The sequence below is a fragment of the Intrasporangium sp. genome, assembly GCF_035688975.1.
In the GTDB taxonomy this organism is placed as follows: Bacteria; Actinomycetota; Actinomycetes; order Actinomycetales; family Dermatophilaceae; genus CALMNV01.
Genome location: NZ_DASSMH010000051.1, coordinates 21,967 through 35,805 on the forward strand (window position 1 = coordinate 21,967; position 13,839 = coordinate 35,805).

Below are 13,839 nucleotides of genomic sequence, written 5' to 3' on the forward strand. Positions count from 1 at the left end.
AGAAAGCGAGGGCCCACATGGAGGGTCCAGACATCACCTTCGCCGAGGCCGTCATCGACAACGGCTCCCTCGGCACGAAGACGGTCCGGTTCGAGACCGGCCGGCTGGCCAAGCAGGCCGGGGGCGCCGTCACGGCATACCTCTTCGACGAGACGATCGACGACGGCACCGTGCTGCTGTCCACCACCTCCGCGGGCAAGACGCCCAAGGACCAGTTCGACTTCTTCCCGCTCACGGTGGACGTCGAGGAGCGCATGTATGCCGTGGGGCGGATCCCCGGCTCGTTCTTCCGTCGCGAGGGCCGCCCGTCCACCGACGCGATCCTCACCTGCCGCCTCATCGACCGACCGCTGCGCCCGACGTTCAAGAAGGGCCTGCGCAACGAGGTGCAGGTCATCATCTCGGTGTTCGCCCTGAACCCCGACCACCAGTACGACGTGCTCGCCATCAACGCCGCGTCGGCCTCGACGCAGATCTCGGGCCTGCCCTTCTCCGGCCCGATCGGCGGGGTGCGCGTGGGCCTCATCGACGGCCAGTGGGTCGCCTTCCCGCACTTCTCGGACGCGGAGCGCTCGGTCTTCGACATGGTCGTGGCCGGCCGCGTCGTCAAGGACAAGGACGGCAACGACGACGTCGCCATCATGATGGTCGAGGCGGAGTCGACCGAGGCCACGTGGAACCTCGTCAAGAACGAGGCCAAGCAGGCCCCGACCGAGGACGTCGTGGCTGAGGGTCTCGAGGCCTCGAAGGCATTCATCAAGCTCCTCTGCGACGCGCAGGCCGAGCTCGCGGCCAAGGCCGCCAAGCCCGTGCAGGACTTCCCGGTCTTCCTCGACTACGAGGAGGACGCCTACGCCGCCGTCGAGGCCGCGGTGTCCGATGACGCCGCCGCCGCGCTGCGGATCCCGGCCAAGACCGAGCGCGAGGACCGGCTCGACGAGATCAAGAGCGCCATGAAGGCGCAGCTCGCCGAGTCGTTCGCGGGCCGCGAGAAGGAGCTGTCGGCCGCCTTCCGCGCGGTGCAGAAGAAGCTCGTCCGCCAGCGGATCCTGCGCGACAAGGTCCGCATCGACGGCCGTGGCCTGGCCGACATCCGCGCCCTCGGGGCCGAGGTCGAGGTCCTGCCGCGCGTGCACGGCTCGGCCATCTTCGAGCGTGGCGAGACCCAGATCCTGGGCGTCACGACCCTCAACATGCTCAAGATGGAGCAGCAGCTGGACACGCTGAGCCCCGTCACGCGCAAGCGCTACATGCACAACTACAACTTCCCGCCCTACAGCACCGGTGAGACCGGCCGCGTCGGGTCGCCCAAGCGCCGCGAGATCGGCCACGGCGCGCTGGCGGAGCGGGCCCTGATGCCCGTCCTGCCGACGCGTGAGGAGTTCCCCTACGCGATCCGTCAGGTGTCCGAGGCCCTGTCGTCCAACGGGTCCACGTCGATGGGCTCGGTCTGCGCCTCGACCCTCTCGCTGCTCAACGCCGGTGTGCCGCTGCGCGCCCCGGTCGCGGGCATCGCGATGGGCCTCGTCTCCGACGAGATCGTGAACGAGGACGGCGAGAAGGTCACGGCGTATGCCGCCCTCACCGACATCCTCGGGGCCGAGGACGCGTTCGGCGACATGGACTTCAAGGTCGCCGGCACCAAGCAGTTCGTCACGGCCATCCAGCTCGACACGAAGCTCGACGGCATCCCGGCCTCCGTCCTCGCCGCGGCGCTGAACCAGGCACGGGATGCGCGGCTGCACATCCTCGACGTCATGGCCGAGGCCATCGACGTGCCCGACGAGATGAGCCCCTTCGCGCCGCGGATCATCACGGTGAAGGTGCCGGTCGACAAGATCGGTGAGGTCATCGGCCCGAAGGGCAAGATGATCAACCAGATCCAGGACGACACGGGCGCCGACATCTCCATCGAGGACGACGGCACCGTCTACATCGGAGCCGTCGACGGTCCGTCGGCCGAGGCGGCTCGCGCCGCGGTCAACGCCATCGCGAACCCGCAGATGCCGGAGGTCGGGGAGCGCTTCCTCGGCACGGTCGTCAAGACGACCACCTTCGGGGCGTTCGTCTCGCTGCTCCCCGGCAAGGACGGCCTGCTGCACATCTCCGAGGTGCGCAAGCTCGTCGGCGGCAAGCGGATCGACAGCGTCGACGACGTCGTCAAGATCGGCCAGAAGATCCAGGTCGAGCTCAAGGAGATCGACCCGCGTGGCAAGCTCTCGCTCGCCGCGGTCCTGCCGGACGGCGAGGGCGACGCGGGAGGCGACGGCGGCGCTTCCACGACCGAGGACACCGAGCCCGCGGCCGTCATCTGACGGACGAGCGCCGACGCGGCCCGGTGCCCCCACGGGGGGTGCCGGGCCGCTCAGCGTGTGTTGCCGGTGTGGCCGAGGGAGAAGCGCCCCGGCTGCGGCCACACGAGCAGTCCATGCGGCCCCGCATCGGTGGGGATCCGGTGCAGGAGCCTGCCGGTCCGGGTGTCGATGACGTAGACCTCCGCGGTGTACCGGCCGGTCAGCCACAGCTCGGAGCCGTCCGCCGAGATCCCGCCCATGTCGGGGGTGGCCCGCCCGGGGAGCCGCCAGGTCGCGACGAGCGAGTTGCTCGCGGCGTCGAAGACGCCGACCGAGCCGGCGTCCCGGTTCGTGACGAAGACCCGCCTGCCGTCCCGGGACGGGTAGACGCCGTGCGTGCCGAGCCCCGTGGGCACGAAGTGGTGCACCGACCGCCTCGCCGCGTCGACGAACCACACGCCGTTGCGCAGCATGTCGGCGACCATGAACCACCTGCCGTCCGGCGTGAGCCTCACGTCCTGGGGCATGGCTGACGCGCCGGCCACCAGCTGGGACTTCGGTCCGGGCATGAGGTGCGCGTGTGCGGGCGGCGTGGCGCCGGGTGTCCGTATGCCGTTGAGGTCGAGCACCTGCAGGACCTTCGTGGCGCCCGCGTCGAGGACGAGGAGACGGCCGTTGAACTCGCAGCTGACGAGGAGGTGGCGCAGGTCGGCGGTGTAGTCGGCGTGGTTGACCCCCGCACACATCGGCACGGGGACCGAGCGGAGCAGCCGCATGGTCCTGGGGTCGCGCACGTCGATGGCCCGGAACCGGGAGGCCATCACCAGGGCGGACCGACCGTCCGGGGTGAAGTAGAGGTTGTAGGGGTCTCGGGCCGCCACCGGACTGCCCGGCCGGCCGGTCGACGGGTCGATGGGCGTGAGCGCGTCCCCCGCGTCGGAGTTGACCCACAGCCGGCCGAGGTCCCACGACGGCACGACGTGCTCCGGCGAGGCCGCCACCGGGAGGCGCGCGACCACGCGGTACGTCGTGGGGTCGATGACCTGCACCGTGCCGGAGAGCTGGTTGGGCACGTAGACGAGTCGCTTCGCCCGCAGGGCCGCACCCGTGAGGTGGCCCGCGCCAGCACCGGCATACGGATGCAGTCCCTGCACGACGCTGCTGGTGCGCGGGACCGGAGCGGCAGGCGCGCCGGTCCCGGAGGGCGGCCCCGCGGCGGCGGCGCGGTCGCCGGCAGAGGGCACGCCCGTCGACGGGCGACCAGCGACCGCGGTTGCGTCGCACGAGGCCACGGCGAGCGCGGCGGCCACCGCGAGGACCACGGTCGGCAGCCACGTGCGGCGTCGGGCCCGCCCTCGGGGGCCTGCACCATGCCGGCATACCCGAGGTGGTGGCTCACGATGGGACCGGCCCGCAGGGCGCCGCTTGCCTGACCGCACATTGTGATTCTGACGGATCGTGGGCCCCCTCCCCGGTCGAGTGGCCACTTTCGTCCCGGGGGCAGCCCCCCTCCCCGGTCGAGTGGCCACTTTCGTCCCAGGTGCAGCCCCACTCCCTGGTCGAGTGGCCACTTTCGTCCCGGGGGGCGCCCCGCTCCGGTCGAGTGGCCACTTTGGTACAGGGCTGCATGTGCGGAAGTGGCCAGTCGACGGGGTCTTGGCTCGGCGGGATGTGCACAAGTGGCCAGTCGACGGGGTCTTGGCTCGGCGGGTTGTGCACAAGTGGCCAGTCGACGGGGTGGGGCAGGCCGCGGCGGCGACCTCGAGGTGCGGAGGTTTCGGGCCTCACTACGCTGACGGGATGAGCGAGGCGAAGCAGGTCGAGGAGCAGCCCGGCACGAGAGCGGCCACCGTGTCGGTGATCGGGGCGGGCGGTCGCATGGGCTCGGAGGTATGCCGCGCGATCGAGGCCGCCGAGGGCCTGCGGCTCGTCGGCCGGTTCGACGACGGCGACGACCTCGGCGACCTCGCGGGGGCCGACGTCGTCGTCGAGTTCACCGTGCCCGACGCGTCCCCCGCGAACGTCGCACACTGCGTCGAGCGGGGGGCGCACGTCGTGGTCGGCACGACCGGCTGGGACGACGCCCGGCTCGAGGCCCTCCGGCAGCAGCTCGCAGCCGCCGGGCCGGCGCGCACGGGCGGCGGGGTCGGCGTGCTCATCGCGCCGAACTTCGCGATCGGCGCCATCCTGATGATGTCCTTCGCCGCCCAGGCGGCGCGGTTCTACGAGTCGGTCGAGGTCATCGAGCTGCACCACCCCGACAAGGTGGACGCGCCCTCGGGGACCGCGGCGCGCACGGCCCGGCTCCTCGGGGAGGCGCGCGCCCAGGCCGGTCTGGGCCCCGTGCCCGACGCGACGACGCACGATCCGGGCGGTGCGCGCGGGAGCCGCGTGGACGGCATACCCGTCCACTCCGTGCGCCTGCGCGGGCTCGTGGCGCACCAGGAGGTGCTGCTCGGCAACGCGGGCGAGGCGCTGACGATCCGGCACGACTCCTTCGAGCGGGCCTCGTTCATGCCGGGAGTGCTCGAGGGGGTGCGGCGGGTCGCCGACCACCCCGGGCTCACCGTGGGACTCGAGCACTACCTCGGCCTGCGCTGAGCGGCCTGCGCTGAGCGGCCCGAGCCGGGGCTTGTCCCACCCGCGGCCGGGGCGGAGACTTGGGCGCAACGACGACGTGAGGAGCACGACGATGGACGTCCAGCATCGCGACCAGGCCGCAACCACGACGGGCGCCTGCACGTGCGAGAACTGCCCGCCCGGCTGCACCTGCGAGAACTGCACGTGCGCCGACTGCACGTGCGAGGACTGCAGCCACTGAGCCGGGCGAAGCGTCTGCTCAGCCGGCGCCGGGCGGGTCGACGAGCACCACGTGCAGGGTCCGTGGGCCGTGCACGCCCTCGACCCGGTCGAGCTCGATGTCGCTCGTCGCGCTCGGGCCGCTGATCCAGGTGAGGGGGCGGCCAGCCAGCACGGCCTCCCGCAGGCGGGCGACGGCCTCTGGCACGTCGGCGACGACCTGGTCGGCGCGCACGACGAGCAGGTGCGCGTCCGGCACGAGGGTCAGCCGCCGGGCGCCCTGGCCGGCCGAGTGGTCGAGGACGATGGTGCCGGTGGTGGCGATGCCGACGGTCGCCTCGGTGACGACCGCGTCGACGTCCTCGAGCAGGGCGTGCTCGGTCACGTCGTGCTCGTGGGTCACCGTGATGCCCGCGCCGGCGATCGCCTCGACCCAGTCGTCGGGCAGCCCGCGGGGCACGACGACGCGCCGTATGCCGTGCCCGGACAGCGCGGCTGCGACGGCCGCGGCCTCCTGCCCGGGGCGGGCGCGCTCCACGACCGAGCGGTAGTCCGCGACCCGCTCGACGAACAGGTCGAGGACGGCATCCGGGTCGGTCGGCACGGGCAGGCCCGGGGTCCGCGGGGGCCCGTCGGTGCGGGGATGATGCGTGCCCGGGACCTGCAGGGCAGACCGGATCCGCTCGAGGACCTCCTCCCGCGCGCTCACGCCCGACCTCCTCGGTTCGCGGCCCACCATTGGCGGAAGGTCTCCTTGGGTGGCGCCGGGGCGTCACGCGCGTCGCTCCAGGCCGACAGCGGCCACGGCAGGCGGCCCAGCGACGGACGCCCGCCGAGCAGGCGACCGACGGTGGTGGCTGGGTTCTGGGCCTTCTCCAGCCGCCCGGCCTTGGACAGCGTGAACGCTCCGGCCCTCATCGCCAGGCCCTCGGCCGTCGGCCGGCCGCCCCGGTGGTCGTCGACGACCTTGGTGCGCAGGTGCACGAGCAGGTCGGGGATCTCGATGCGCACGGGGCACACGTCGAAGCAGGCGCCGCACAGGGTCGAGGCGTAGGGCAGGGACTGCTCGAGCGCGCCCTGCCGGCCCCGCAGCTGGGGACCGAGGACGGCGCCGATGGGGCCGGGGTAGACCGAGCCGTAGGCCACGCCACCGACCCGCTCGTAGACCGGGCACACGTTGAGGCAGGCCGAGCAGCGGATGCACCGCAGCGCCTGGCGCCCGACCGGGTCGGCGAGGACGTTGGTGCGCCCGTTGTCGACGAGGACGACGTGCACGTCCTGCGGCCCGTCGCCCTCGGTCGCCCCGGTCCACATGGACGTGTAGGGGTTCATCCGCTCGCCGGTGCTCGACCGGGGGAGGAGCTGGAGGAAGACGGCGAGGTCCTCCCACGTCGGCACGAGCTTCTCGATCCCGACGACGGAGATGAGGGTCTCCGGGAGGGTCAGGCACATCCGGCCGTTGCCCTCCGACTCGACGACGACGAGGGTGCCGGTCTCGGCGACGGCGAAGTTGGCGCCGCTCACCGCCACCTTGGCGCGCAGGAACTTCTCGCGCAGATGGAGCCGGGCGGCCTCGGCGAGCCGGGCCGGCTCGTCGCTGAGGTCCTCCGGGGCCGGGCGCCCCACCTTGCCCATCTCGCGCCGGAAGACCTCCCGGACCTCGGAGCGGTTGCGGTGGATGGCCGGGACGAGGATGTGGCTCGGCAGGTCGTCGCCGAGCTGGACGATGAGCTCCGCGAGATCGGTCTCCCACGCGGCGATCCCCGCTGCCTCGAGCGCCTGGTTGAGCTCGATCTCCACGGTGGCCATCGACTTGACCTTGACGACCTCGTCGGCCCCGGTGGCCCGGACGAGATCGACGACGATCGCGTTGGCCTCGGCCGCGTCGCGGGCCCAGTGCACCGTCGCGCCGGCGTCGGTGAGCCGGGCCTCGAGCTCGAGCAGGTAGGTGTCGAGGTGCGCGAGCACGCGGTCCTTGGTCTCGGCTGCCTTGACCCGCAGGTCCTCCCAGTCGCCGACCTCCCCGACGACCCTGGCCCGCTTCGTGCGGATCGTCGCCGTCGCGTGGGCGAGGTTGCGGCGCAGCTGCGTGTCTGCGAGCGCCTTGCGGGCGCCCTCCTGGAACTTCGGCAGGCCCACGAAGGTGCGGCTCATTCCCCGTCCTCCTCGGTCGCGGCCAGGACCTCGGCCAGGTGCAGCGTCCGCACGCCGGCGCGCTGCCGATGCAGCAGGCCCCCGATGTGCGCGAGGCACGAGTTGTCGCCCGCGACGAGGACCTCGGCGCCCGTCTCGCGGACGTGCCGGGCCTTGTCCGCCCCCATCGCGACGGAGACGTCGGCGTTCTTCATCGCGAAGGTCCCCCCGAAGCCGCAGCACTCCTCCGCCGCGGGCAGCTCCACGAGGTCGATGCCCCGCACGGCACGCAGCAGCCGCAGCGGCCGGTCGCCGACGCGGATCATCCGCAGCGAGTGGCAGGTCGGGTGGTAGGTCACCCGGTGGGGGAAGTAGGCGCCGACGTCGGTGACGCCGAGCACGTCGACGAGGAACTCGGTGAGCTCGTACACCTTGGGCACCACCTCGCCGACCGCGGCCTCGAGTCCGGGGTCGGCCGCTCTCCGGGCGAGGCCGGCGTGCTGCTCGCGGATCGAGCCGGTGCAGGATCCCGACGGCACGACGACGGCGTCGTAGGACGCGAACACGTCGACGAAGGACCGCACGAGCGGGATGGCCTCCGCGGCATACCCGGTGTTGGTGAACATCTGGCCGCAGCAGGTCTGTGCGCGGGGGAACTCGACCCTGCAGCCGAGCCGCTCGAGCAGGGTCACGACGGCCTTGGGCGTCGAGGGCCACATCGTGTCGTTGAAGCACGTGGCGAACAGAGCGACTCTCACGGCCGACACGCTACTGCCAACCGAGCGCGCGCAGGCCGGCAGCCGTCACCGCACCGGCCACGACGACGACGATGAACGGCGCGCGGAGCAGGAGCGCGGCCACGGCCACGCCGACCGCCGCGAGGCGCGCGTCGAGCACCGGTGCGCCGCCGTGCCCGGTCAGGGCCTGGGTGGCGACGAGCGCGGCGAGCAGCGCGACGGGCAGGGCCGCGGTCACCCGTCTCGTCCGCTGGCCGGTGAGCAGCGCGCGCGGCACGAGGTGCCCGGCGAGCTTGAGCGAGAAGGCGATCCCCGAGGCCACGAGGACGGCGGTCCACTGGCTCACGCGCGCGCCTCTCCGGGGGACCGCCACGCCAGCAGGGCGGCGAAGGCCGCGACGATGACAGGTATGCCGGGTGGCAGCGCGGGGGAGAGGGTGACCGCCACGACAGCGGCCACGACGGCGATGGCCACGGTGTCGCGGCTGCGCAGGCGTGGCCAGAGCAGTGCCGTGAACGCCGAGCACGCCGCGGCGTCGAGGCCCCACGTGCGCGGGTCGCCGATGGCGTTGCCGAGCAGGGTCCCGAGGAGGGTCATGGCGTTCCAGAGGAGGAAGACGCTGGCCCCCGTGACCCAGAAGCCGACGCGGGCCGCTCGCACGTCGCGCTGACCCATGGCCACGGCCGTGGACTCGTCGATGGTCAGGTGCGCCGCTGCCAGGCGCCGGAGGCCGCGCACTCCGAGCAGCCGGGTGAGCTCCAGGGCGTAGAGGCCGTTGCGGATGCCGAGCATCGACGACGCCGCGATGGCGGCCGGTGCCGCGCCCATGCCGCCCGCGACGATGCCGACGAAGGCGAACTGCGAGCCGCCGGTGAACATCAGCGCGGACAGGGCCATCGCCTGCCCCACGTCGAGCCCGGCAGCGACGGCGAGCGCCCCGAAGCTCACGCCGTAGGCACCCGTCGCGACGCCGACGGAGACACCCTGGCGCACGACGGACCGGCGGACCGAGGCGTCGAGCGGGCGGGGGTCGAGCGGGGCGGAGCCGAGGGAGACGGCGTCGGGCGGGCCGCTCACGTGTCCGCTCCATGCTGGCGGGAGTCGTCCACCCGCGCCGAGAGCCGGACCTCGCGCTCGGCCCGACCGTCGGGGGAGACGACCCTGGCGCGGTGTGCCCCGTCGGGCTGCAGGCCGGCGGCGAGGAGGAAGGCGCGCCCGGCGTCGTCCGAGGCGAGCAGCCAGGCGTCGAGCTCGGTGCGGCCCCGGCCGCGGACGGTGTCGACGGCGGCGTTGAGCAGGCGCGACCCGTGGCCCTGGCGCCGGGCGGCGGGGTGGACGCCGAGCACGAGCAGCTCGGCGGTCTCGGCCGTCGCGTCCGGGTCGCTCGACGGGCCGACGGCCGCGAAGCCGACGACCTGCTCGCCGGCGCACGCCACGAGCAGCACGTGGTCGGGGGTGGGCGGCTCGGCGAGCGAGCGGCGCCACACCGCCGCCAGGGCGCCGGGCTCGAGCTGGGCGACCGCCTCGGGGGCGAGGACGGCGGCATACGCCTCCCGCAGCACGACCGACTGCACGAGGGCCACCGCCGGCACGTCGGCCGGGCGGGCGAGTCGGACGCTCGCGTCGGCCAGTGGCCCGGGGTCGTGCGCGTGGGGGTGCTCGTGCGCGTGGGAGTGCTCGTGCGGGTGGGCGTGCGGGTCGTCGGGCCCGTCGGCCGGGTCGGGTGCGTGCTGGGAGGGCGCCACGTCGGGCATTGTCGCAGGGCCCCCGGGCCGGCCCCTTTGCCCGCCCTGTCGACCATCTCGCATACTGGACGCATGTACGGCAACGACGTCATCGACCCGAACGAGCCGCTCAACGCGGCCGAGACGGGCGCCTATGACCACGCTCGGGAGCACGAGGACCGCCGCGCCGAGGTCGGGGGCGACTTCGACGCGCTGCTGGCGGCCGACCAGCGCATCGAGCCGCGTGACGCGATGCCGGAGGACTACCGCCAGACCCTCATCCGCCAGATCGCCCAGCACGCGCACTCCGAGATCATCGGCATGCAGCCGGAGGGCAACTGGATCACCCGCGCCCCCTCGTTGCGGCGCAAGGCGATCCTCGTCGCCAAGGTGCAGGACGAGGCCGGTCACGGGCTCTACCTCTACTCGGCCGCCGAGACCCTCGGCATCGACCGGGCGGAGCTGCTCGACCGGCTGCACGACGGTCGGCAGAAGTACTCCTCGATCTTCAACTACCCGACGCTGACCTGGGCCGACTGCGGCGCCATCGGCTGGCTCGTCGACGGCGCGGCGATCATGAACCAGGTGCCGCTCTGCCGGTGCTCCTACGGCCCCTACGCGCGGGCCATGATCCGCGTGTGCAAGGAGGAGTCGTTCCACCAGCGGCAGGGCTTCGAGATCCTCTGGACGCTGATGCGGGGGACCGAGGCGCAGCAGGCCATGGCGCAGGACGCCGCGAACCGCTGGTGGTGGCCGGCCCTGGCGATGTTCGGCCCCCGCGACACCGGTGTGGCCGCCACCAAGGGCGGCCACACCGAGCAGTCGATGGCCTGGGGCATCAAGCGCTTCAGCAACGACGACCTGCGCCAGAAGTTCGTCGACATGACGGTGCCGCAGGCGCACAAGCTCGGCCTCACGCTGCCCGACCCCGAGCTGCGCTGGAACGAGGAGCGCGGGCACTGGGACTTCGGCGAGGTCGACTGGGACGAGTTCTGGCGCGTGCTCCGGGGCGACGGCCCGTGCAACGCGGAGCGGATCGCCCACCGGCGGCACGCCCACGAGGAGGGCGCCTGGGTCCGGGAGGCCGCGACGGCGTATGCCGCGAAGCGGGCTGCCGTGCGGGAGGGCAGTGCCGCGTGAGCGAGGAGAGGCCCTGGCCGCTCTACGAGGTCTTCGTCCGGCCCAAGCGCGGGCTCTCGCACGTGCACGTCGGCTCGCTCCACGCGCCGGACGAGCGGATGGCCCTGCGCAACGGGCGCGACCTCTACACGCGCCGGCAGGAGGGCGTCTCGATCTGGGTCGTCCGCGCCGACGCGATCACCGCGAGCAGCCCCGACGAGAAGGACGCCTTCTTCGACCCGGCCGCCGACAAGGTCTACCGCCACCCGACGTTCTACGACGTGCCCGAGGACGTCGACTACCTATGACGGACGACCGCACTCGCGCCCCGAGCGAGGCCCCGAGCGAGGCCCCGAGCGAGGGCACCGCGAAGCTCGGCTCTGCGGCATACCTGCTCGCGGTGGCCGACGACGCGCTCGTCTACGCCCAACGGCTGGGTGAGTGGCTCACCAACGCGCCGCAGCTCGAGGAGGACATGGCGCTCGGCAACATCTGCCTCGACCTGCTCGGGCAGGCGCGGGCCCTCTATCCCAGGGTCGGCGAGCTCGACGGGACGGGGCGCGGCGAGGACGACTTCGCGATGCTGCGTGACGAACGCGCGTTCCGCAACGTCCACCTCGTGGAGCAGGAGCGCGGGGACTTCGCCCAGGAGATGGCCCGCCTGCTCTGGTTCTCCGCCTACCAGCTCGACCTCTACGGCGGAGCGCTTGCCGGCTCGGCCGACCCGGTGGCGGCGGGGGTCGCGGAGAAGGCCGTCAAGGAGGTGCGCTACCACCTCGACCATGCCCGCCAGTGGGTGCTGCGGCTCGGTGACGGCACCGACGAGTCGCACCGCCGGATGCAGGCGGCCCTCGACTGGGTGGCGCCCTACGTCGACGAGCTGTTCGACGACGAGCCGCACGCCCGGGCGGCCGTCGAGTGCGGCGTGCTGCGGCGGCTGCCGTCGCAGGCACGGCCGACGGTCCTCGCCGCCGTGGAGCGCGTCGTCGACGAGGCGACCCTGAGCATGCCGGAGCCGGCCCGGTGGCGCTCCCGAGGCGGGCGCGACGGCATCCACTCGCGCCCCATGGGCTTCCTGCTCGCCGAGCTGCAGCACGTCGCCCGTTCCCACCCCGGGGCGAGCTGGTGATGGCCACGACGGTGAGCGTGCCTGTCTCCGAGGCGATCTCGCGCATCCCCGACCCCGAGGTGCCGGTCGTCACGATCGCCGACCTCGGCATCCTGCGCGACGTGCAGGTCGACGAGGAGGCCCGCACGGTGACGGTGACGATCACGCCGACCTACTCCGGGTGCCCGGCCATGGAGGCGATCGCGGCGCGGGTCGACTTCGAGGCGCGGGCGCTCGGGTATGCCGTGTCGGTCCGCACCCGGCTCTCGCCCGCCTGGACCACCGACTGGGTGACCGAGGCTGGCCGGGACAAGCTGCGCCGCTTCGGGATCGTCCCGCCCGGCCCGGCCGGTCCGGTGCGGAGCGCCGGGCCTGCGGGGCCGGTGCCCGTCGAGCTCGGGCGGCACGTCGTGGCCTGCCCGCACTGCGGGTCCACGGACACGACCGAGATCTCCCACTTCGGCTCGACGGCCTGCAAGGCGCTGCGCCGCTGCGAGGCGTGCCGGGAGCCGTTCGACGAGTTCAAGGCGCTCTAGGTGAGGCGCCCTCGATGACCGAGACCACCGACCCGGTCGGCGTCCGCACGCCCCCGGCGGACGGCGCGGAGGGCGGGGCGCCCGTGGCCCCCGGGGCGGCCGTGGCGGGGCCGGGAGGCCGGCACCGCGGCCGCTTCCATCCGCTCACCGTGGCTGCGGTCGAGCGGCTGACCGACGATGCGGTGGCCGTGACCTTCGCGGTCCCGGGCGACCTCGTCGAGGAGTACGCGTTCGAGCCGGGCCAGCACCTCACGGTGCGGGCCGTGCTGGGCGGCGAGGAGGTGCGCCAGTCCTACTCGATCTGCCAGTCCCGCAACGCGCCCGGCGGATCGCGCCGTCTGAGAGTCGCGGTCGCCCGCGTGCCGGGCGGCCGGATGTCGACGTGGTTCACCGACGTCGTGCGCCCGGGCGACCGGATGGAGGTCATGACGCCGCTCGGGTCGTTCACCTGCCCGACCCGGCCCGACGGCATACGACACCACGTCGCCATCGCGGCGGGCTCGGGCATCACGCCGGTCCTCTCGCTGATCACCACGGCCCTCGAGGACGAGCCGGGGTCGCGTGTGACGCTCCTCTTCGGCAACCGCCGGACGGGCACGATCATGTTCCTCGAGGAGCTCGAGGACCTCAAGAACCGGTTCCCCGAGCGCTTTCACCTCGTCAGCGTCCTGTCCCGGGAGGCGCAGGACGTCGAGCTCTTCTCCGGTCGGCTCGACCGCGAGCGTCTGGAGCGGATCTTCGCGACCCTGGTGCCACCGGCGACGGTGGACGAGTGGTACCTGTGCGGGCCCTACCGCATGGTGCTCGAGGCGGAGGCGCTGCTGCTCGACCGCGGCGTCGACCCGCGCCACGTGCACCACGAGATCTTCCACGTCGACGACGGCGCGCCGCGGGCCAAGGTGGTCGTCAACGACACTGCTCCTCCCGAGGCAGTGGTCACCGTCAACCTCGACGGGCGCACGACCGTCATCCCGATGCCGACGCGCGAGGAGTCCATCCTCGACGCCACCCTGCGGTCGCGGCCCGACGCGCCCTACTCGTGCACCGGCGGCGTGTGCGGCACCTGCCGGGCGCGGCTCGTCTCCGGCCAGGTGCGGATGGACCGCAACTTCGCGCTGGAGCCGGAGGAGGTCGCCGCCGGCATCGTGCTCGCCTGCCAGAGCCACCCGGTGACCGACGAGGTGTCCCTGGACTACGACGCCTGACCCCGGGCGAGCGTGGTGGCGCGGTCGCGGTGCTGCCGTGGCGTGCTGTGTGCGGTATGCCGTGCCCCGACTCGGACGACCGCACACAGGCCCGTTGGGCGGCCGCACACAGGCCCGTGGGGCGGCCGCACACAGGCCCGTCGGGGGGCCGCTGCCTGTGGATGGGCCGGCCGCCCCGGGCGCC

At 73.3% G+C, this 13,839-nt stretch carries 14 protein-coding genes; 7 read left to right on the forward strand and 7 right to left on the reverse strand.

What is annotated here, in order from left to right; genetic code table 11:
- The first annotated feature begins 17 nt into the window (after positions 1-17).
- The gene (locus VFJ94_RS05245; RefSeq protein ID WP_325003142.1) at positions 18-2,315 is read left to right on the forward strand and encodes a polyribonucleotide nucleotidyltransferase; all 2,298 of its coding nucleotides are present in this window, start codon (positions 18-20) and stop codon (positions 2,313-2,315) included.
- Positions 2,316-2,365: 50 nt separating this feature from the next.
- Here the strand turns inward: VFJ94_RS05245 and VFJ94_RS05250 are convergent, their stop codons facing one another.
- Positions 2,366-3,616 carry a hypothetical protein gene (locus VFJ94_RS05250; RefSeq protein WP_325003143.1) on the reverse strand — a complete coding sequence of 417 codons (1,251 nt, stop codon included), beginning with the start codon at positions 3,614-3,616 and terminating at the stop codon, positions 2,366-2,368.
- A gap of 478 nt (positions 3,617-4,094) precedes the next feature.
- On the opposite strand from VFJ94_RS05250, the gene dapB reads away from it, so the two are divergent.
- Positions 4,095-4,895, forward strand: a complete 801-nt coding sequence (gene dapB / locus VFJ94_RS05255; RefSeq protein ID WP_325003144.1) for a 4-hydroxy-tetrahydrodipicolinate reductase — start codon at positions 4,095-4,097, stop codon at positions 4,893-4,895.
- A gap of 238 nt (positions 4,896-5,133) precedes the next feature.
- Here dapB and VFJ94_RS05260 read toward each other — a convergent pair whose 3' ends face one another.
- The 6 genes from VFJ94_RS05260 to VFJ94_RS05285 are packed head-to-tail and all read right to left on the reverse strand — an operon-like array spanning position 5,134 to position 9,708.
- Positions 5,134-5,802: a LutC/YkgG family protein gene (locus VFJ94_RS05260; RefSeq protein WP_325003145.1), complete on the reverse strand. Its 669-nt coding sequence runs from the start codon at positions 5,800-5,802 to the stop codon at positions 5,134-5,136.
- Complete coding sequence (locus VFJ94_RS05265) at positions 5,799-7,247, reverse strand: LutB/LldF family L-lactate oxidation iron-sulfur protein (protein ID WP_325003146.1); 1,449 nt, start codon at positions 7,245-7,247, stop codon at positions 5,799-5,801. Before VFJ94_RS05265 ends, VFJ94_RS05260 begins: the two co-directional genes overlap by 4 nt.
- Positions 7,244-7,993, reverse strand: a complete 750-nt coding sequence (locus VFJ94_RS05270) for a (Fe-S)-binding protein (RefSeq protein WP_414654565.1) — start codon at positions 7,991-7,993, stop codon at positions 7,244-7,246. Before VFJ94_RS05270 ends, VFJ94_RS05265 begins: the two co-directional genes overlap by 4 nt.
- Before the next feature lies 1 nt (position 7,994).
- On the reverse strand, positions 7,995-8,309 hold the full coding sequence (locus VFJ94_RS05275) for an AzlD domain-containing protein (protein ID WP_325003148.1): 315 nt from the start codon (positions 8,307-8,309) through the stop codon (positions 7,995-7,997).
- A complete protein-coding gene (locus tag VFJ94_RS05280; RefSeq protein ID WP_414654566.1) occupies positions 8,306-9,040 on the reverse strand; it encodes an AzlC family ABC transporter permease in 735 nt (244 codons plus the stop codon). Before VFJ94_RS05280 ends, VFJ94_RS05275 begins: the two co-directional genes overlap by 4 nt.
- Entirely contained in the window at positions 9,037-9,708 is a 672-nt protein-coding gene (locus tag VFJ94_RS05285; protein ID WP_325003149.1) for a GNAT family N-acetyltransferase, read from the reverse strand. The genes VFJ94_RS05280 and VFJ94_RS05285 overlap by 4 nt, the downstream gene beginning before the upstream one ends.
- A gap of 72 nt (positions 9,709-9,780) precedes the next feature.
- Between VFJ94_RS05285 and paaA the strand changes: the two genes are divergently transcribed.
- Genes paaA through paaE form a run of 5 tightly spaced genes read left to right on the forward strand, consistent with a single transcriptional unit; the run spans position 9,781 to position 13,655 of the window.
- Positions 9,781-10,827 (forward strand): 1,2-phenylacetyl-CoA epoxidase subunit PaaA, encoded by a 1,047-nt coding sequence (gene paaA, locus VFJ94_RS05290; RefSeq protein WP_325003150.1) that lies wholly within the window; start codon positions 9,781-9,783, stop codon positions 10,825-10,827.
- Entirely contained in the window at positions 10,824-11,114 is a 291-nt protein-coding gene (paaB, locus tag VFJ94_RS05295) for a 1,2-phenylacetyl-CoA epoxidase subunit PaaB (protein WP_325003151.1), read from the forward strand. The genes paaA and paaB overlap by 4 nt, the downstream gene beginning before the upstream one ends.
- Positions 11,111-11,935: a 1,2-phenylacetyl-CoA epoxidase subunit PaaC gene (gene paaC, locus VFJ94_RS05300; RefSeq protein WP_325003152.1), complete on the forward strand. Its 825-nt coding sequence runs from the start codon at positions 11,111-11,113 to the stop codon at positions 11,933-11,935. Before paaB ends, paaC begins: the two co-directional genes overlap by 4 nt.
- On the forward strand, positions 11,935-12,450 hold the full coding sequence (gene paaD, locus VFJ94_RS05305; protein WP_325003153.1) for a 1,2-phenylacetyl-CoA epoxidase subunit PaaD: 516 nt from the start codon (positions 11,935-11,937) through the stop codon (positions 12,448-12,450). Before paaC ends, paaD begins: the two co-directional genes overlap by 1 nt.
- 14 nt (positions 12,451-12,464) lie before the next feature.
- On the forward strand, positions 12,465-13,655 hold the full coding sequence (gene paaE / locus VFJ94_RS05310) for a 1,2-phenylacetyl-CoA epoxidase subunit PaaE (RefSeq protein WP_325003154.1): 1,191 nt from the start codon (positions 12,465-12,467) through the stop codon (positions 13,653-13,655).
- The last annotated feature ends 184 nt before the right edge of the window (positions 13,656-13,839 follow it).